Origin of the sequence: Geomonas limicola (assembly GCF_014193675.1) — a bacterium.
GTDB lineage: Bacteria > Desulfobacterota > Desulfuromonadia > Geobacterales > Geobacteraceae > Geomonas > Geomonas limicola.
In genome coordinates this window covers 128,318-147,120 of the sequence record NZ_BLXZ01000004.1, presented here as the reverse complement: position 1 = coordinate 147,120, position 18,803 = coordinate 128,318, and the positions used below count along the sequence as shown (strand labels likewise).

The window sequence follows — 18,803 nt, the reverse complement described above, 5'->3', positions numbered from 1 at the left end:
AGGAAACTCCGTGGGATGTTAGACGGTATCCAGCAGGTGCCCCCAGTCGTCCTTCATCTGGATGCGGTGCAGGGCGTTCAAGCCGTTCACCTCGTAGAGGATCTTGTCGGTCTCCTCCTCGCTCAGGCCGACCTTGGGGCGCACACCCATCCAGTGGGTGGCCTGTCCGGCCGGAGCCTCCAGGGGACGCGGCAAGGGGGGGCCTGGCTTGTACTTCTTCTCGATAAACAGGGCAGCCTCGTACTGTCTACCGTGCTTCACCAGGCAGATCTCCAGGAGCGCACCGGTGTTCTGCAACACCCGCTCCAGGATCATCTCCACGACCTCCATATCCTTCGGCATTTCCGTATATTCACTCATAGCTGCTCTCTCCATTGTTCCCGTCACGGGAGGCTACCAAACCGATCACTTCACTCGTCGGCAAATACGGCACCAACTTTAGCAATATTTAGCGTAACTGCAAGCAATCGGAGCGTGTCGGAGGCCGTCCGAGGCACCAGGCCGGAGAGCCCCCAGGCGGCCGGTAAGCCTATGCCGACACACGTCTTTCAAGGTGTGGAAAAACGCAGCCTTACCACCAGCGGCAGGTGGTCCGAGGCCACCTTGGTGAGCTTGGTCCGGGGGATGTGCAGGCTCTCCACGGTGAGGTCCGGAGAGACGAACAGGTGGTCGAAACGCACCACCGGATAGTGGCTGGGGAAGGTCCATTGCGTATGCCCGAGCCGGAGCCTTTCCTGCTCGTCGTAGAGGGCGTCTTTCAACTTCTGGTGCAGCGCCGAACTGGGGAGGGTGTTGAAATCGCCGCACAGGACCACCGGATGTTGGCACTCGGGATCCCCCAGCCATTCCGGACCACAGAGGACCTTCACCTGCGAGGAGCGCTCCGGCGGGGTGAGTCCCAGGTGGGTGTTGATGAGCTGCAGCCGCCTGTCGCAGAGCTCGATCTCCACCCACAGCGCGCCGCGCGGCACGATGGAGCGCCGCCGGGTCTCGGGATGCAGCCCGCCGGCACGGATAAGGCGCATCGGGAACCGGCTGAAGGTGACGTTGCCGTTACGCTCGCGCTCCATGAAGCAGAGTCCCTGCACCGACTCGAGTTCCGCGAGCTCCCGCGCCAGGTCCTGGGCGGTCCCCCCCACCTCGGGGCGGTAGCGGCCACCCGGCAACTCCTGAAGTGCCACGATGTCCGGCTGGTGTTCCTCAATCACCTGCGCGATGCGCAGCGCAGAGGTGTGCCGGTCGTTGCCGATCAGCCGGTGCACGTTGTACGTCATGATGGTGAACGAGCAGTCGCTGTGGTCCATGAGACAACCTTCCCATGAGAAAAAGTGGAACCGGATTAAAAGACCGCCAACTGCCGGGCGGATAAGGAGATTATACCTCCTGCTTTCGGAAATTTGCCATGAGACCGGCTACCTTCTCGCCTTCATGTGCGTTTTCCCCTTGACAACGAAGAGGCAAGCCATTATTTTTGGCATAACTTCTAAAGGGGAGTAGTTATCGGCCAGAGAAAAGGCCGACCCGGACTTCGTCAATACGGTCGCAAGACCCGGACCCGGGGCAGAATCATCTGTCAACAAGACCTTTATCCAGGCAATCGTGCCAAGGGTAATGGTCTTTTTTTATTACCTTCGGCGCAAAAACCAGGGCCACCGGGCACTGGACAGTCGGAGGTAATGCCATGCAAAAACCCGCCAGCACCCCCTCTTCTTCTGTTCGGAACCAATCCCGTCGTTACCGTAAAGCGCCCTGGGGCAGGAGCCTCCACCAGCGGTTCGCGCTCCTGCCTGCCTGGTTTGGCAACTGCCACCTGACGTGCGGCTTGCCGTTGCCTTTTGGCATCGAGGCACGTCCCGCACCGCACCAGACCGGGCTCCGGCTCCAGCACCTGGGACCTTGCGTCCACCTTGATATCTATTACAGTGATCGCTATTGATCACTCTGGAGGTTTGAACCCATGACATGGCTTTCGGATCCGCAGGTTTGGCTGGCACTGGTGACCTTGAGCGCGCTCGAGATCGTGCTCGGCATCGACAACATCATCTTCATATCCATCCAGGCCGGGAAACTGCCCGTAGAGCAGCGGGAAAAGGCCCGGCTGCTCGGCCTGGGACTGGCGATGTTCATCAGGGTGGCACTGCTTTTCTCCTTGAGCTGGCTCATGGGACTTACCGCGCCGCTCTTCACGGCGCTGGGCAACGAGATCTCCGGCCGGGACCTGATCCTTCTTTCCGGCGGCCTTTTCCTGATCTGGAAGAGTACCCACGAGATCCACGAGAAGCTCGAGGGGGGGGATCCCCTGGTAACGACCGGCGGCCGCGCCGGCTTCGCAGCCGTCATCATCCAGATCCTCCTGCTGGACGTGGTGTTCTCGCTCGACTCGATCATTACGGCGCTGGGGATGGCCAACCATCTTGCGGTGATGGTCGCCGCGGTAGTCATCGCGGTCGCCTTCATGATGCTCTTCTCCGGCAGGATCAGCGCCTTCGTAGAGCAGCACCCGACCCTGAAGATGCTGGCCTTGAGCTTTCTGCTGTTGATCGGGGTGGCGCTCATCGGCGACGGGCTCGACATGCACATCCCCAAGGGGTACCTCTACTTCGCCATGGCCTTCTCGGTCATGGTCGAGATGCTGAACCTGCGCATGCGCCGCGGCCAGCCCGTCAAGCTTCACGAGCCGCACCTGGTCGTACCGGGTAAGGAGTAGGGGCCACGACGGTCCAGCCATGCAGGTGAGTCCCCCGCGACGGTCGACAAGGGCGGGAGGGAATCATGCTACGACTGATGAAAGGAACGCTGGGACAGGCCAAGCGGGCCGTGGTCGCCATCGTGGGCGGTACCGTGCTGCTGATCGGGATTGCACTGGTGGTCCTGCCGGGACCGGCTTTCCTGGTGATCCCGGTGGGGCTCGCCATCCTGGCAAGCGAGTTTCTCTGGGCCCGCAAGCTGCTGGAGGTGCTGCGGACCCGCCTGGAGAGTTGGAAGCAGGGAAAAGAAAAATCGAATTCGGACCGGTAGCAGGCGGCAGCGGGCCACCGAAACCCGGTTTGCAACGGGGCTTAAGTCCCTTAAGAAGTTGCCCGAGGGCAACGGTTTCACATGCATTCAAGGAGGCAGACATATGCAGTACCAACATCTGGCACTCGTGCCGACCAGGAGAACCGTCAGGAAAAAGGAGCGCAAGGGGCTCAACAACGTGGTGTCGCTGCGCATCAGCGACCAGGAGAAGCGGGTGCTGGACCGGATCAGCGAGGCCACCCATACGAACCTCTCGGACGTGGTGCGCGAGGCCCTGAGCTTCTGGCTCACCACCCGCAAGGGGATCTGCCTGGAGCCGTAAGTGGCGCCGGCGACCATTTCAGAAAACAACCGATCTTTAAGGAGCTAAACGATGAAAAACAAGGCAGCCAGACTTTTCGCAATCCTTGCCGCGGTCCTCATGATGAGCGTAACCGTCATGGAGCTGAACGCCGAGGCACGTGCCGGCTCGAGCCGCTCCATGGGGAGCCGCGGCACCCGCAGCTACTCGCGGCCGGCGACCTCGACCCCGTACACCCAGCCAAGCCAGATGCGCCAGCAGGCCGCACCCACTCCCAACAGCTTCCAGCAGCCCGCCACCGGCGGATTTTTACGGAGCATGGCCGGTGGCCTGGTAGGCGGCATGCTGGGCGGCATGCTCTTCAGGAGCATGGGGATGGCCGGCGGCATGGGCGGCATGGGTGGCGGCGGCATCGGCCTCTTCGAGATCGTCCTGTTGGCCGGCATCGGCTACCTGATCTACCGGTTCGTGAAGAGCCGCAGGGAACCGGCCACCCAAGCGACCTACAGCCAGACGGGCTACCAGCCGGGCGGTTACCAGCAGGGGTACCAGGACCTCACCCTGCCGCAGGGGTCCTACCAGCAGGTCGAGAGCCCAACAGCTCACGACCTGGAAACCGGCATCTCCCACCTGCGCCAGATGGACCCGTACTTCGATGAGCAGCGCTTCGGCGATAATGCCATGGATCTCTTCTTCAAGATCCAGGGGGCCTGGATGAATCGCGACCTGGCACCTGCGGCTGGCCTGCTCACCGAGGAGATGCGCGGCATCCTGCAGGAAGACGTGAGCCGCCTGGTGCGCGAGCGCCAGGTGAACCGCCTGGAGAACATAGCGGTGCGCAAGGTGGAACTCGCCGAGGTGTGGCAGGAGTCCGGCCAGGACTACGTCACCGCGCTCATCCACGCGAACCTGCTCGACTACACCACCGATGAGGCCGGCAACGTGGTCTCGGGCAGCAAGACCGAGCCGGTGAAGTTCGAGGAGTACTGGACCTTCACGCGCCCGGTGGGCAACAACCCCTGGCGCCTGTCGGCCATCCAGCAGAAGTAGCAACCGGATTCTAACAGCATGCGCCACGGAGGCACGGAGGACACGGAGGAGGCTATTTACCTGCCTGCTTCGGGAACCTCCGTGCCCTCCAGGGCCAGGCACCTCTCTTAAAACCTTTTTGTTTCTGCTACACTGACCGCATGGATAACCCTCTTTTTACCTGCAACCTCTCCGGCAAGGAAATCCTGCGCTACCGCGTGGCCGGGCACGGTCCCCGCGCGCTGGTCCTCTTGCACGGTTTGGCCTCCCGCTCCCAGTGCTGGACCGACCTGGTCCCGCTCTTCTCCCCCGACAGCTACACCATCTACCTCGTCGACCTGCTCGGTTCGGGCGAGTCGGCCAAACCAGCCGAGGCCGACTACTCGATCCGGGGGCACGCGCACCGGTTGCTCGAGTTCCTGGAACGGTTAGGCCTTAGGCAGGCCAGCGTCGTCGGCCATTCGCTGGGCGGAGCGGTGGTGCTTCTCGCCACCCTCCTCGCCAAGGAACAGAGGCGGCAGCACCTGCTCCGCAAGGTGGTGGTCCTGGCGGGTCCCGGCTACCTGCAGGGTCTCCCCCTGATCGCACGGGTCTTCCGCTACCCCCTGGTCGGACCGTTCTTCATCAACCTCTACGCCCCCACCGCCTGGGTCAAGGTCGGACTGAAGGCCGCCTACTACGACCAGCACCTGGTAGATCGGGAGCACATCGAGCGCTATGCCCCCTGCTATCAGGACCGGGCGTCCCGCCAGGCCCTGGTGGCGACCTGCCGGCAGCTGGTACCGCCGGACGTGGCGAGCATCCCAGAAAGGTACGGGGAGATCGACACCCCGATGCTTCTTTTGTGGGGGAGGCACGACCTGATCGTGCCCTTGTCGCAGGGGGAGCGTCTGGCGCAGGCCGTACCCGGGGCGCGCCTGGTGGTCCTCGAGGCCTGTGGCCACAATCCGCAGGAGGAGAAGGCGCTAGAGACCTACCTGGTCATCGAGCAGTTTTTGAGGATGGGGACTGACAAGGACGTGCCGAAGACGGTGGGGGCGGAACTGGCGGGGGCAGAGCTTTTCGAGTAACGATCCTCTTACCGACCGTCCCCCTTGCGCTGCGCCTTGATCACCGCCTGGGGATCGCGCACCGCCTCTTTCCCCGCCTCCAAAAGCCCGAAGCGCAGGCAGAGCGCCCCGATGGTGGTGAGCGTTCCGGCCGCACGCCTCTTGCCGACCGAGTGCCCCGGCAACAGGCTTACCGCGATCCCCGCCACCAGAAACCCCTTCGCCCCGTTCCAGAGAACCCCCGCCTTGCTGCGGTTGAGTGCCCGGGCCGCCTCCGGATTTTGCGCCGCCTCCAACTCGAAAAGTGCCATACTCCCCGCCTCGGCGATCTTGCCGATGGTGCCGAAACGCCGCACCACCCGTTCCTCCTGCCGGTTCAGCGTGAAGAGCTCCAGGAGTGCCGAGGTGCTTGCGATGGCCGACGCCGTAAAGAGCAGCGGCAGGGTAAGCCGGGTCCCCTGCCAGAGCGGGTTCGCGCTGTTGCCGAGGAGCACCCCGGTATAGCCGGAAACCACCAGCCCACCACCCGCCAAGGCCCGCGTGGTCGGCTTGGCCGCGGGGCGGTCCCCCTGGATGAGCGCCAGGGTCGCGAGCGCACCAGACCCCGCCAGGGACCAGGAGCCGACGCTCATGGGGGAACTGGGCCGAAACACCCGGAGCATGTTGAGAAAACGCCCCATCCTCCCCAGGTCGTAGGTAAGAAGCGCCGGCCCGACCGTGGTCCCGGCAAAGGCGAGCCCGCGGCAGAGCGAGGCGAGCTTTTTAAGCCCGCGCTTGCCGTGCGCCAGTGTCGCCAGGAGTGCACTCCCCCCCGCCACGCCACCCAGGTAGAAGTAGGCCGGGACGGACCAGATCCAGACCGGCTCCTTCAAAAGCGGCAGACGGTAGTAATCCTGGTGGGCCGCTTCGCCGGGCTGCGAGGGGACCTTTTGCCAGAGCGGGATCGGCGGCACCCCCTGCTGGGCTGCGGGGTGTTTGACGTGCAGCTTGGCGGCCTCGCCGGTCAGGTGAGCCAGCTGCGGATCGAGTTCGCGCTCAGCCGTCGCCTGTTGCTTCGTAAAAAGTCCGATCATTTCTCACCTCCCGCCCTGACCGCGGCAATGGCCGCCGCCACCATTCCCGCCGCGGCGAGTCCCATCATCCCCCAGGCCCTCCCCACCTCCTTGGTCGGCACCCGGGGCTCGGGCGGCAGGTTGTAGGCCTCGGGCCGATCGAGGAGCAGGAAAAAGGCGTTGAGCCCTTCGGTCCCCGGCTGGTCCAGCTCTGTCATGCCGTAGAGCCTCGCCTCGTGCACCCCTTTACGGTGCAGCTCCAAAAGGCGCGCCTGGGCCCGGACCTGGAGCTCCCCGACCGGCCCGAAGAAGATCGAATCGGTGGGGCAGGTCTTGGCGCAGGCCGGCTCCAGCCCGACCTTCTGTCGATCGTAGCACAGGGTGCACTTCCAGGCCCTCCCGTCGTCCTCCCGGCGGTTGATCACCCCGAAGGGGCAGGCCACCACGCAGTAACCACAGCCGTTACAGACGTCGGGTTGCAGGTAGACGCTGGCGAACTCGGTGCGCACCAGGGCCCCGGTGGGACAGGCCTCCAGACAGCCGGCCCGGTTGCAGTGCTTGCAGACGTCGGAGAGAAAGAGCCAGGAAAAGGGGCGTGCCGTGGTCTGCCCCGAGAGCTGCCGGCTGCGCTCCAGAAAGGCCACGTGGCGCCAGGTGGTCGACTCCAGGTGCATGGTGTTGTCGTAGGAGCGGCCGCTGAAGTAGGCCCCATCGGCGGGGAGCTGGTTCCACTGTTTGCAGGCGACCTCGCAGGCCTTGCAGCCGATGCAGACCGAGGTGTCGGTGAAAAAGCCGTGTGGTTCCATGATCACGCCTCCTCGGTCTGTTGCTGGCGCCCGGAGCGCTCGCCGTGGGTCGCCGGTTTCTTGGTGCGCACCTCGGGGAGGTCGCGGCTTGGTTCCCCTCCGTCCTCCTGGCCCGGTTCCGGCGCGGCAAGCGGCCCCACGGCACCGGCGCGCCGGCGGCTCGCCCGACGCCCGGCAACGATCTGCACCGAGAAGGCCTTCGACTCCTCGATGCTCACGTTGGGATCGGCGACGAAGGCGGTGAGCTCGTTAGCGGCGTCTCCAGTACTGCGCCCCACGTAGCTCCAGTGGTAGGGGATCCCGACCTGGTGCATGACCTGTCCCTGCACTACCAAGGGCTGCAGGCGCTCGGTCACCAAGACGCGCGCTTCGATCTCGCCGCGGATGGTGCTCACCGTGGCCCAGCCGCCGTTCTCCAGCCCGCGCAGCCCCGCGAGTTCCGGCGAGACCTCGACGAACATCTCCGGCTGCAGTTCGTTGAGCCAGGGGAGCCAGCGACTCATCCCCCCTGCGGTATGGTGTTCGGTGACCCGGTAGGTGGTGGCGATGAAAGGATAGCGCGGGTCGCCCCAGGCCTTGTGGTACGGGTTGTCGCGGCGCACCCACTCGAGGCGTGCCGGGTTGCACTGCTGCCCGTAGAGCGGGTTTTTCAGCACCGACTCCTGCGGTTCGTAGTGGGTGGGGAGCGGGCCGTCCAGAAGGCCACTCGGGTCGTAGAGCCACCCCTTCCCTTCGGCCTGCATGATGAAGGGATCGATGCCCGAGAGGGTGTCGATCCCCTGGGCCCCTTCGGGCGGCCGGTACTCCGGAGGGCGCGTGGCGATGCAGTCCGGGTTGTCGTAGCCGGTCCACTTCTTCTGTTCCGGATCCCACCAGACGTACTTCTTGCGCTGCGACCAGGGTTTCCCTTCCGGGTCGGCTGAGGCGCGGTTGTAGAGCATGCGCCGGTTGGCGGGCCAAGCCCAGCCCCACTCCAGCGCCACCCAGTCCTGCTCGTCTTTCGGCGTGCGGCGCGCCGTCTGGTTCACGCCGTCCTTGCGGCAACCACAGTAGATCCAGCAACCGCAGGCGGTGCTGCCGTCCTCGTTCAGCTCGGTGTAGGCGGAAAGCGGTTTTTCGTCTGGCAGCGAGTGACCGTTGATCTCCGCCAGCACCTCTTCGGCATCGGGTTCCTGGATCTCCCCGATTTCCCGGTAGTTCCAGGCCAGATCGCGGATCGGGTGATCCTTCGAGTCCGGGGAGTCCCGGTAGAGCTCCTTCAAACGCTTGCCCAGGTGGTAGACGAAGTGCAGCTCGCTGCGGCAATCCCCCGGCGGCTCGATCGCCTTGTGGTGCCACTGTAAAAGCCTCTGCGTATTGGTGAAGCTGCCGTCCTTTTCGGTGTGGGCCGCGCAGGGGAAGAAGAACACCTCGGTGGCGATCTCCTCGGGCTTCACGTCGCCTGCCACCACCTCGGGGGCCGAGCGCCAGAACTCCGCGGTCTCGGTCGGTGCGAAGTCGCGCACTACGAGCCACTCCAGCTTTCGGAGCCCCTTGCGTTGCAGCGAGGCGTTCATCGACCCGACCGCCGGGTTCTCGCCCAGTACGAAGTACCCCTTCACGAAGCCGTCGGCCATGGCCGCCACGGTGACCATGTGCGAGTGGTCGCCGCTTATGTGCGGCAGGTAGTTGTAGCAGTAGTCGTTGACGGCGCTCGCGTTGTTGCCGTACCAGGCCTTCAGGAGCGAGACGATGTACTTGGGAAACTCGCTCCACCAGCCGCTGGCCGACCTGTTGTACTCGATGTACTTTTCGAGGTCCGTGTCGTAGGAGGCCTTGGGCATGGGGAGGTAGCCCGGCAGCATGTTGTAGAGAGTCGGGATATCGGTGGAGCCCTGGATGGAGGAGTGGCCGCGCAGGGCCATGATGCCGCCGCCGGGGCGCCCGATGTTCCCCAAAAGGAGCTGCACGATGGCCGCGGTCCTGATGAACTGGACCCCGACGGTGTGCTGGGTCCAGCCGACCGCGTAGCAAAAGGCGCTGGTTCGCTCGAGCCCGGAGTTGTCGCACAGGGCCCTGGCAACTTTAAGGAAGAGATCGGGGGCGATGCCGCAGGCCTGCTGCACCACCTCGGGGGTGTAGCGCGCGTAGTGCCGTTTCACGATCTGGAACACGCACTTCGGGTCAGTCAGGGTGGGATCATGCTCCTCGGCGGTGATGCTCGCGCCCCGCTCGGAGCGCGGCTCTCCGGAGAACATCTCGCGGTGGCCGGCAGCCGGGGAGACCTCGACGCCGCGGTACTGCCAGCTCTTGGGATCGTACTGCCCCTTTTCCGGGTCCCAGCCGCTGAAGAGGCCGTCCAGGTCCTCGGTGTCCTGGAAATCCTCGGAGATGAGGGCTGACGCATTGGTGTAGTTGACCACGTACTCCCTGAACCAGCAGTCGTTGGAGATGATGTAGTTGACCAGTGCCCCCAAAAAGGCGATGTCACTGCCGGCCCGGATCGGGACGTGGATGTCGGAGACCGCGCTGGTGCGGGTGAAACGGGGGTCGATGTGGATGATGGTCGCACCGCGCCGTTTGGCCTCCATGACCCACTGGAAACCGACCGGATGGCACTCCGCCATATTGGAGCCCTGTATGACGATGCAGTCGCTGAACTGCAGGTCCTGCTGGAAGGTGGTAGCGCCGCCGCGGCCGAACGAGATCCCCAGACCGGGGACCGTGGAGGAGTGTCAGATGCGCGCCTGGTTTTCCACCTGGACCACTCCCAGGCTCGAGAAGAGCTTCTTGATCAGGTAGTTCTCCTCGTTGTCCAGGGTTGCCCCGCCCAGGCTGGCGATCCCCAGGGTGCGTCGCAGCGGATGCCCCTTCTCGTGCTGGTCCTCCCAGGTGTCATCGCGGGTCTTTTGGACCCGACGCGCCACCAGGTCCAGGGCGCGCTCCAGCGGGATCTCCTCCCACCTGGTGCCGTAGGGGCGACGGTAGAGGACCGTCTTGACGCGGTGGGTTCCGGTAACCAACTGCATGGTGGCGGCCCCCTTGGGGCAGAGACAGCCGCGCGAGATCGGGGAGTCGTAGTCTCCCTCGATGTCGAGGATCTTCCCGTCCTTCACGTACACCTGCTGACCGCACCCTACACCGCAGTAGGGGCAGACGGAGCCGACCGCCCGGTCCGCCTCGTTGATGCGTGCCTTTAAGGCGCGGCTGCGCGGGGAAAACGCCGACGCCCCCAGCCCCACCGGATCACCGTTCGCCAGTTGCCGCCATGCCGGCCAGGCCGGTATTTTCGAGCTGTCCGCTGCCATACCACCTCCTTGGTGCCGCACCCGCACCGGCAGGTCCAGCACCGTCCGCCCATGAGAGAGCTGAGCACCCGCGTACGAGGAATAAGAGTGCGTTCTATTAACAAACACCAATGCTACCCAACTTCACCTTTATGTCAAAACTCATGATTTCGATCGGGGGGTAACGTGATGACATTACTGGCGGTGGTGACTCTGCGGTCAGGTTCTCATGGGGGGATGGGGTAAAACGGTGCTTTGCGGCAGACACAGAAAAATAAAGAGATTCAGCGAGGCGGGGCAGTTGACAAATGAAGAAGTACGATTAATGTTCTTTAACCATATTAAGCAGGCGCAGCGCCCTGACCGGCAAGAGGCGCCTGCACCAAAAGGAGGCAATCGATGAAGACGAACTACCTGTTGCTGGCGCTCGCCCTGGCGGCGACCCTCGGTCTGTCGGTACCCGCACAGGCGACGGAAAGTAAGAAGAGCACGTCCGACACGACGAGCGGTGCCGCCGACAACACCAGGCAGAACAAGCAGCACTCCCAGGAAATGACGGCGGACCAGCAGGCTGAGACTCCGGCAGATCGCAAGATAACCCAGCAGATCCGGCAGGCCATCGTTAAAGACAAATCGCTTTCCCAGTACGCCCACAACGTGAAGATCATCACCCGCGGCGGCGCAGTCACCCTCAAGGGGCCGGTGCGCAGCGAAAAAGAGAAGCAGGCAGTGGAGAAAGCGGCAACCGGGGTGGCCGGCCAAGGGAACGTGAAAAACGAACTGGAAATCGCTCACAAGAAAGAGAAAAAATCCGGCAAAGAAAAGAACTCGGAGAAAAAGTCAGACACCTCGAATAAAGAACAGGAGAAATAGCCGGGAACGGCAGGAACCAGGCGGTGCTGCTTGGTCAATGAACACGCCCCCTCTATCAGCCCCCTCTATCAGCCCCCTCTATCAGCCCCCTCTATCAGCCCCCTCTATCAGCCCCCTCTATCAGCTTTCAGCTGGAGAGTATGGTTCTCGAAGGTAAAACAAAACAAGCCGCCTCCTTGTGAGAAACGGCTTGTTTTTGTCAGTAGTGTGCAATTGCTGTGACACTATTTTTCCAGAACCTTTTCTGTATCTCCAACTTTTTTCTGGATTTTTCCTGCTACTTTTTCGCTATGTCCTTCTATTGCCACTTTCGGGTTGTTGATTGCTTTACCGGTGGACTCTTTTACTTTGCCTTTTACTTCGTGAAATTTACCTTCAACTTTGTCTTTAGTGCTGTCTCTCATGAGTTATACCTCCGGATTAAGGAGTAATATGCCAGCTACATTTATATTGTATGTTTTAGCCTATGCTATATCAATATAAAAATGTGCTTTCATTCACGGCTTAACCTGCCAAGGTTCTAGTACAACTTATGAATCAGCAGCACTAAAATTCCTACAGCATCACTACTACCATTGCCTGCAACAGATCCTTCTTGATAAGAAGGTGTGAGTCCAGTCGCCACAGGAGTTCCTGCACCAGCTAATTCATGAGGAGGCTGGCGAAAACGGGTCAGCCCGGGAGCAGGCCATAGTCCTGCTGAACCTCGGTGGGAGCCTCCTCGAACCCCTTGAACTCCATGGTGTAGCTGCCGCGCCCCTTGGTGGCGCTGCGCAGCTCGGTCATGTAACCGAACATCTCGGCCAAGGGGACCGTAGCCCGCACCACCTGGACCGCTCCCCGCTCTTCCATCCCTTCGACACGCCCCCGCTTTTGCTGCAGGGACCCCAGGACCTTTCCCAGGTGCTCGCTAGGAAGCTCCAGCTCGAGCGACATGATCGGCTCCAGTAAGAGCGGTCCCGCCTCCCGGGCGGCCAGGATCACCCCGCGCTGGGCCGCCCCCCACAGTGCGGTTTCGCTCGGCACTCCACCCTCGACGGGGATCTCCAGCACCTCGACCTTCACATCGGTGAGCGGATACCCGGTGCGGCAGCCGGCCTCGCACCCCTGCTGCAGGCTGCGCCGCACGGTGGCCATTAGCTCAACGGTGAGCAGCCCCGTGGCGGGCGGCACCTGGATGCGCACCCCCTTGCCGCGCGGCAGCGGACCGACCCGCAACAGGACCTCCGCGTTCTCCGAACGCCGGTCTCCCGCCTCGCAGTGGAACACCTCGCGCCGCTCCACCTGCCGACGCAGGGTCTCGCGATAGACCACCCGGGGCCGGCCGGTCTTCACCTGCACCCCGTACTCGCGGCGTAGCCGGTCCAGGATGACCTCCAGGTGCAACTCGCCCATGCCGGTGAGGATGGTCTGCCCGGTGTCAGGGTCCTCGTGCACCCTGAAGGTGGGATCCTCCCAGCCGAACTTCTCCAGCGAGCTCAACAGGTTCTCCCGGTCATGCGTCGCCTTCGCCTCCACCGCCAGCGAGACCACCGGTTCGGGGACCTCAAGCCCCTCGAGCAGCAGCGGTTGTCCCGGGTCGCTCAGCGTGTCGCCGGTGAGGGTGACCTGGCAGCCGGTGACCGCGACGATGTCTCCGGCACGCCCTTCGGGGATCTCCTCGCGCTTGTGGGCGTGGATGTGGAAGATGTGCTTGATCCGCTCGGTGGCGCGCCGGGCGCTGTTCAGAAGGGCCGCCCCCGGCTTCAGCGTCCCGCTGTACACCCTGAGGTAGGTAAGCCGGCGCCCCTCCTCGGCCATCACCTTGAAGGCGAGCGCCTGCAGCGGCGCGGCCGGATCGCAGGCAAGCGCCTGGCTCACCCCGGTCTCCGGATGGCGCCCCACCAGCGCGGGGAGCTCCTGGGGCGAAGGAAGGAAGTCGCAGACCGCGTCCAGAAGCGGCTGGATCCCCTTGTTGCGCAATGCCGAGCCGAGGAGTACCGGGAAGATGGCGCAGGAAAGTGTGCCGCGCCTGAGGGCCGCGCGCAGACGATCTGCCGAAATCGTCTTGCCATCCAGGAAATCGGCCATGACCTCGTCATCGAAATCGGCGGCCGCCTCGGTGAGTTTCAGACGCGCCTCCCGGACCTCGGCCTCATACTCCTCTGGTACCGGAGCTCTCCGGACGGTCCTCCCCAGGTCGCCCTCCTCGAAGCTCACCAGTTCTTCGTTGAGAAGGTCGATGACCCCAGAGAAAGCGTTCTCCACCCCCGCCGGCAACTGCAGGAGCACCGGGCGTGCCTTGAGCCTATCCACCACCTGCTGCAGGGCCTGCTGGTAGTCGGCGCCGATGCGGTCGATCTTGTTGATGAAGCAGACCCGGGGGACCCGGTAGCGATCCGCCTGGCGCCAGACCAGCTCGCTCTGCGGCTGTACCCCCTCCACCGCGCTGAAGATGGCGATGGCGCCGTCCAATACCCGCATGCTGCGCTCCACCTCGATGGTGAAGTCGATGTGCCCGGGGGTGTCGATGAGGTTGAGTCGGCAGTCACGCCAGCGGCAGGTCGTGGTACTCGCGGTAATGGTGATGCCGCGTTCCTGTTCCTGGGGCATCCAGTCCATCACCGCCAGACCGTCGTGCACCTCCCCCATCTTGTGGGTCTCGCCCGAGTAGAAGAGGATGCGCTCGGAAACGGTGGTCTTGCCGGCGTCGATGTGGGAGACAATGCCGAAATTGCGGAGGTTTTTGATCTGGTCGAGGTCGAGAGGCTGGATGGTCGTTCTCCCCCTGCGGACCCCATGGCAAAAGCGGTGGGTTGGGGGCCGCATCAAACTACAAAAGCTGCAGGTGACTGGGCGAAACAACAAAGGAGGTACGGGTCTTCTCGTTACGGTCGTACCAGTCAGTTCTTATATCATGAATTCGGCGGATGGGAGTACCTCATTGTGATAAATGGTGAGCCCTTGCTTGGGGGACAGGCAAGGGCTCGGTCTTGCGACTTGTAGTATCAGACCTTGGTCCCTAGTCGCCGTACTTCACCTGTTCCCGGCGCAGCAGGGCGATCTCTTCGCGCAGGGCGGCGATGTCGGCGTGGGTGGCCAGACCGAGGTCACCTACCACTTCCTTCAACAGATCCTTGATCATCCCCTTGAACTGGCTCCGCTCGCTGCTCCCCTTGGCTACCGCTTCATCGTAGAACTCACGAGCTTTCTGGTCGCCCTGTTCCTTGAAACTGCGGCTCATCTCCGTCGCCTTGTCCATCTTCTCCTTGGCCAACAGGATGCTCCCTACTCCGAAATAGAAAAGCTGCTCAAGTGTGTCTTTCATGGTGACTCCTTTTTAGCTGTCGAGGTCTGGCCGCGACGCGAGGTCGGCCAGTATCGATTCATGGGCGGCTATGGAAGCGTCGATGCCGGTGTCGCTGACCACGCCACGTCCGCTCCAGTCATTGCCCTGCCGTACGTAAAGGCTTTTCAGAATACCCCGTATCTGTTGCAACGCCCACCGCGGATCCTTGCGGACCATCTCGACAAGCGCCTCGTAGACCGATTCGAACGTGCTGTCGTAAAGCTCATCCAGGTACTTGCTGCACATGTTCCATCCCCTTCGTCCTGCCAGAATGCCGGGGGTGATACTGCACAGGCCGGGTCGACCAGTCGGCGGTTCCCCGGCACTGGCCCTCTCGTGGCGACCTTTTTTTCTTTATCATATCCCGTTTGCCTCTACCATTGGCGTAGAATAATGTGTCGATCAGGATAACCGCCCAACCTCCGGCCACGGCGTTTCCCGAACCGGAACTGCCGGCACTCCTGCGCACCTGCCTCCTCTTCACTCCACCCAATGCTCGCAGACCCTTGCTGCCAACCGGTACAGCGTCACAACCCGGCAAACCTTCACCGGCAGCACGCGCCTAGTTTGGTTGGCGTGGTGCCTCCCTCTCAACCTCAACCTTAACCTCAACCTGCTTCTCCTTCGGCACCGGGCCGCCCAGCGCCTGGTAGAGCGTCATCAGGTTCTTCAGGCGGTTCAGGCGGTTCTCGGCGAGGGCCTTTTCGGCGCTGCGCCTGCTCTCCTGGGTGTCGAGCCAAGCCTGCAGCGCGGTCGAGCCGGCACGATAGCGGATCTCAGCCAGTTCTTCAGCCCGTTTCGCCAGGGCGAGCGACTCCTCCAGCTGGCGGTTCCGCTCGGCGTAGCGCTCCCGCGCCGAAAGGGCGTTCTCTACGTCGCCCAGCGCCACGTAGAGCAACTGCCGGAAGTTGACCACTGCATCCTCGTAGTCGGTCTTTGCGATCTCCACGTTGAGCTTCATGGTGTTCCACTGCACGAAGGGGAGCGTGATCCCGGCCCCCAGGGTGCCGTAGGGGTTTTGCAGCACGCTTAAAAGGGTGGCACTGGCGGTCCCCAGCGAGCCGGTCAGGGTGAAGCTCGGATAAATGCTGGCGCGGGCGGTATCGACGGTGGCGAGGTATTTCCTGAGCCGCTGTTCCGCCGCCTTCAGGTCCGGGCGCTGGGCCAGCACGCTGGCCGGAAGACCGGCTGCCACCTCAGGGAGTGGAGTGTCCGGCAGCCTCGTCGGCTCGGCAACCTGCCGCTCGGGTGCCTGATCGAAGAGGAGCGCGAGGGCGTTACGCGCCTCGGTACGCTGCTGCAGCAACTGGGTCAGCTCCGCGCGCTGGGTGGCCATGGTCTGACGGGCCTGAACCTGATCCTGCGCCGACACCGCGCCGGCTGCGTACTTCACGTTGACCAGGTCGAGGATCTGCTCCGCATACGCGATGCTCGCCTGCGCCGTTTCGATCCGCTCGTTCAGGTAGCCGATCTGCCAGTAATCCGCAGCGGTAGTCCCGATGAGGGTGAGGGCACTCGCCTGACGATCGAACTCGGTGGCCGCCGCCTCGAACCGGCTGGCGTCCCGGGCGCTCGCCAGCTTGCCCCAGAGGTCGAGTTCATAACTCACCGTGCCGGTCACGCCGCTCGACCGGGTATCTTGGCCGCTCTTCACGTCATGGTTCAGGCTCGAGTTCCCCGAGACGCTGACCGACGGAGTTCGGTTGGTGTCGGTGAGGCTTGCGTTGAGCCGGGCGCGGCGCACCTTGATGGCAGCGGCCGCCAGGTCGTTGTTGCTTGTCAGGGCGCGCTCGATGACGCCACTTAACTGCGGGTCGTTGAAGTCGCGCCACCAACCGTCCTTCAGGGCGACCTCGCTGCCGGTCGGCGTCTGCTGCTGCCAGGTTTGCGGCACGGCCGATGCCGGGGTACTGTACTGGCTGCGCGGCAAGAGCCCCGCGCAGCCGGAAAGCAGCAGCGAGCCAGAAAGGAGCAGGCCGATGAAAGCCGCCCGGCCGCAACCGGAAAGAGCCTTGCCAAGGTTCAACTTCCCCCTCACCCCAACCCTCTCCCGCAAGGGGAGAGGGAGAGCTTCTGGTGCACAGCTGGAGGTATCGATAAAAGATATTTTCATAGGCTCACCTACTCCCTGGCCAGCGCGTCGATAGGGTCGAGCCGTGCCGCGTTGCGCGCCGGCAGAAAACCGAACACGACACCGATTAACGTCGAACAGAGAAAGGCGGAGACCACCGAGACCAGGGAGAACTTCATGGCAAAGCTCTTCACGAAGACCGAGAAGACCGTGCCGACCCCGTAGGAGAGCAGGATGCCGATCATCCCTCCCACCAGGCAGACCAGCACCGACTCGATGAGGAACTGCTGCATGATGTCTTCCTGCCGTGCCCCCACCGCCATGCGGATGCCGATCTCGTGGGTCCTTTCGGTCACCGACACCAGCATGATGTTCATCACCCCGATCCCCCCGACCACGAGCGAGATCAGCGCGATCGCCGAGATCATCAGTGCCAGGGTCTGGGTGGTCTTGTTCACCGTCTTCATGATGGTGTCCGAGCTGCTGGTGAAAAAGTCCTTGCGCCCGTGGCGCTGGGTCAAGAGCTTGACGATGCTCTGCTCGGCGATCTGGTTGGAGATCCCGTCCCGCACCCGCACCGTTATGGAGTTCAGGTACTGCTGACCCAACAGGCGGGCCATCGCGGCGCTGGAGGGGATCCAGACCTCCAGGTTCTGGTTGTTGCCGAACGGCCCTTCCTTCTCCTTGGTGACCCCGATGACGCGGCAGGGGAGCGAGCCCACCAGGAGCACCTTGCCGATCGGCTCCTCCTGGGCGAAGAACTTCTTGCTGGTGTTCTTGTCGATCACCACCACCTGGGCCTGGAGCCGGGCATCCTCAGCACTGAAGCCGGAGCCCTTCTCGAACTCGTAGCCGCGCACCCGGAAGTACTGCTCCCCTACCCCCTTTACCTGGGCGCTGGCCGTCACGTTGTGGTAGCGCAAGAGCTGGCTGTCGCTTAGCACCGGAGTCGCGCTGTCCACGTAGACCTGCACCTTCAGCGCCTCCAGGTCCGCAAGGACCAGGGTCTGGATGCTGGCAGCGTCCTCGTCGCCCCAATCCTTGCCGGGGCTGATGTCGATCACGTTGGTCCCCATGGCCGAGATGTCGTTGATGACCTTCTGGCGCGCCCCCTGCCCCAGTGCGACCACCGAGACCACCGAAGTGATCCCGATCACGATCCCCAGCATGGTCAAGAGGGTGCGCATCCGGTGGCTGGCCATGGCGATGAGTGCCATTTTGAAGGCCTCGGCAAAGCGCCCCCAGGTCGCCGCAAACAGCGATGCCTCCCTGCGCACCGGAGCCTTGTCCAGCGGCTGGCGGGACTGCCGGGGCGCGGCCGCGGGGTTCGGTCGATCTGATACGATCCGGCCGTCGCTGATCTCGATGATCCGCTCCGCGTGGCTCGCCACCTGCGCGTCGTGGGTCACCAGGATGATGGTGTGCCCGGCATCGTGCAGCTCATGAAGCAGCGCCATCATCTCCTGGCCGCTCTTGCTGTCCAGGGCGCCGGTCGGCTCGTCCGCCAGGATCACCTCGCCACCGTTCATGAGGGCTCGGGCGATACTCACCCGCTGCTGCTGTCCGCCGGAGAGCTGGTTGGGGCGGTGCTCGCAGCGCTCCTCGAGCCCGAGCCGGCACAGAATTTCCCGGGCGCGCGACCGACGCTCCTCCTTGGGTACTCCCGCGTAGACCGCCGGGATCTCGGCATTCTGGGTGGCAGAGAGATGCGGCATCAGGTGGTAGCGCTGGAAGATGAAGCCGAAGTACTCGCGCCTGAGGCGGGCCAGCTCGTCTCCGGAGAGGGTGCCGGTCTGCTCGCCATTGATCCGGTAACTCCCCTCGCTGGGGCGATCCAGGCACCCCAGGATGTTCATCAGGGTGGACTTGCCGGAACCCGAGGCCCCGATGATGGCGACCAGCTCCCCGGCGTTGATGGTAAGGTTTACCTCCTTGAGGACGGCGATCTCCTGCTCGCCGGTGGCAAAGCGTCGCCCCAGCCCGTTGAGCTCCAAAAGCGGCCGACCCATG

At 63.4% G+C, this 18,803-nt stretch carries 17 protein-coding genes; 6 read left to right on the top strand and 11 right to left on the bottom strand.

Annotated elements, in window-relative coordinates:
- Window positions 1–18 precede the first annotated feature (18 nt).
- Window positions 19–342 carry a hypothetical protein gene (locus H7688_RS11115; RefSeq protein WP_246329789.1) on the bottom strand — a complete coding sequence of 108 codons (324 nt, stop codon included), beginning with the start codon at window positions 340–342 and terminating at the stop codon, window positions 19–21.
- 206 nt (window positions 343–548) lie between these two features.
- Window positions 549–1,304 carry an endonuclease/exonuclease/phosphatase family protein gene (locus H7688_RS11110; RefSeq protein ID WP_183361185.1) on the bottom strand — a complete coding sequence of 252 codons (756 nt, stop codon included), beginning with the start codon at window positions 1,302–1,304 and terminating at the stop codon, window positions 549–551.
- Window positions 1,305–1,957: 653 nt separating this feature from the next.
- Here H7688_RS11110 and H7688_RS11105 point away from each other — a divergent pair.
- The 5 genes from H7688_RS11105 to H7688_RS11085 all read left to right on the top strand — a co-directional run bounded on the left by H7688_RS11105 (window position 1,958) and on the right by H7688_RS11085 (window position 5,418).
- The gene (locus H7688_RS11105; protein WP_183361184.1) at window positions 1,958–2,707 is read left to right on the top strand and encodes a TerC family protein; all 750 of its coding nucleotides are present in this window, start codon (window positions 1,958–1,960) and stop codon (window positions 2,705–2,707) included.
- A 65-nt stretch (window positions 2,708–2,772) separates the two neighbouring features.
- Entirely contained in the window at window positions 2,773–3,018 is a 246-nt protein-coding gene (locus H7688_RS11100; protein ID WP_183361183.1) for a PGPGW domain-containing protein, read from the top strand.
- 103 nt (window positions 3,019–3,121) lie between these two features.
- The gene (locus H7688_RS11095) at window positions 3,122–3,340 is read left to right on the top strand and encodes a ribbon-helix-helix protein, CopG family (protein ID WP_183361181.1); all 219 of its coding nucleotides are present in this window, start codon (window positions 3,122–3,124) and stop codon (window positions 3,338–3,340) included.
- A 51-nt stretch (window positions 3,341–3,391) separates the two neighbouring features.
- Window positions 3,392–4,369, top strand: coding sequence for a Tim44 domain-containing protein (locus tag H7688_RS11090; protein WP_183361179.1), 978 nt, complete (start codon window positions 3,392–3,394; stop codon window positions 4,367–4,369).
- Between the two features lie 140 nt (window positions 4,370–4,509).
- Window positions 4,510–5,418 (top strand): alpha/beta fold hydrolase, encoded by a 909-nt coding sequence (locus tag H7688_RS11085; RefSeq protein ID WP_183361177.1) that lies wholly within the window; start codon window positions 4,510–4,512, stop codon window positions 5,416–5,418.
- Window positions 5,419–5,426: 8 nt separating this feature from the next.
- On the opposite strand, the gene nrfD is transcribed toward H7688_RS11085, so the two are convergent.
- From nrfD to fdh, 3 genes are read right to left on the bottom strand one after another with little or no spacing between them, the layout of a single operon-like run.
- Window positions 5,427–6,470: an NrfD/PsrC family molybdoenzyme membrane anchor subunit gene (gene nrfD, locus H7688_RS11080; protein WP_183361175.1), complete on the bottom strand. Its 1,044-nt coding sequence runs from the start codon at window positions 6,468–6,470 to the stop codon at window positions 5,427–5,429.
- Window positions 6,467–7,255, bottom strand: a complete 789-nt coding sequence (locus H7688_RS11075) for a 4Fe-4S dicluster domain-containing protein (protein ID WP_183361173.1) — start codon at window positions 7,253–7,255, stop codon at window positions 6,467–6,469. Before H7688_RS11075 ends, nrfD begins: the two co-directional genes overlap by 4 nt.
- A 2-nt stretch (window positions 7,256–7,257) precedes the next feature.
- Window positions 7,258–10,542, bottom strand: a complete 3,285-nt coding sequence (gene fdh, locus H7688_RS11070; protein WP_216631597.1) for a formate dehydrogenase — start codon at window positions 10,540–10,542, stop codon at window positions 7,258–7,260.
- A 378-nt stretch (window positions 10,543–10,920) separates the two neighbouring features.
- On the opposite strand from fdh, the gene H7688_RS11060 reads away from it, so the two are divergent.
- Window positions 10,921–11,394 (top strand): BON domain-containing protein, encoded by a 474-nt coding sequence (locus H7688_RS11060; protein WP_183361169.1) that lies wholly within the window; start codon window positions 10,921–10,923, stop codon window positions 11,392–11,394.
- A gap of 224 nt (window positions 11,395–11,618) precedes the next feature.
- On the opposite strand, the gene H7688_RS11055 is transcribed toward H7688_RS11060, so the two are convergent.
- The 6 genes from H7688_RS11055 to H7688_RS11030 form a co-directional block, all read right to left on the bottom strand.
- The gene (locus H7688_RS11055) at window positions 11,619–11,798 is read right to left on the bottom strand and encodes a CsbD family protein (RefSeq protein WP_183361167.1); all 180 of its coding nucleotides are present in this window, start codon (window positions 11,796–11,798) and stop codon (window positions 11,619–11,621) included.
- 268 nt (window positions 11,799–12,066) lie between these two features.
- Window positions 12,067–14,202: an elongation factor G gene (gene fusA, locus H7688_RS11050; protein WP_183361166.1), complete on the bottom strand. Its 2,136-nt coding sequence runs from the start codon at window positions 14,200–14,202 to the stop codon at window positions 12,067–12,069.
- A 193-nt stretch (window positions 14,203–14,395) separates the two neighbouring features.
- Window positions 14,396–14,701: a phasin family protein gene (locus tag H7688_RS11045; RefSeq protein WP_183361165.1), complete on the bottom strand. Its 306-nt coding sequence runs from the start codon at window positions 14,699–14,701 to the stop codon at window positions 14,396–14,398.
- Between the two features lie 12 nt (window positions 14,702–14,713).
- Complete coding sequence (locus tag H7688_RS11040; protein WP_246329788.1) at window positions 14,714–14,968, bottom strand: hypothetical protein; 255 nt, start codon at window positions 14,966–14,968, stop codon at window positions 14,714–14,716.
- Window positions 14,969–15,284: 316 nt separating this feature from the next.
- A complete protein-coding gene (locus tag H7688_RS11035) occupies window positions 15,285–16,748 on the bottom strand; it encodes an efflux transporter outer membrane subunit (RefSeq protein ID WP_246329787.1) in 1,464 nt (487 codons plus the stop codon).
- A 95-nt stretch (window positions 16,749–16,843) separates the two neighbouring features.
- A complete protein-coding gene (locus H7688_RS11030; RefSeq protein ID WP_183361163.1) occupies window positions 16,844–18,802 on the bottom strand; it encodes a MacB family efflux pump subunit in 1,959 nt (652 codons plus the stop codon).
- Window position 18,803 lies beyond the last annotated feature (1 nt).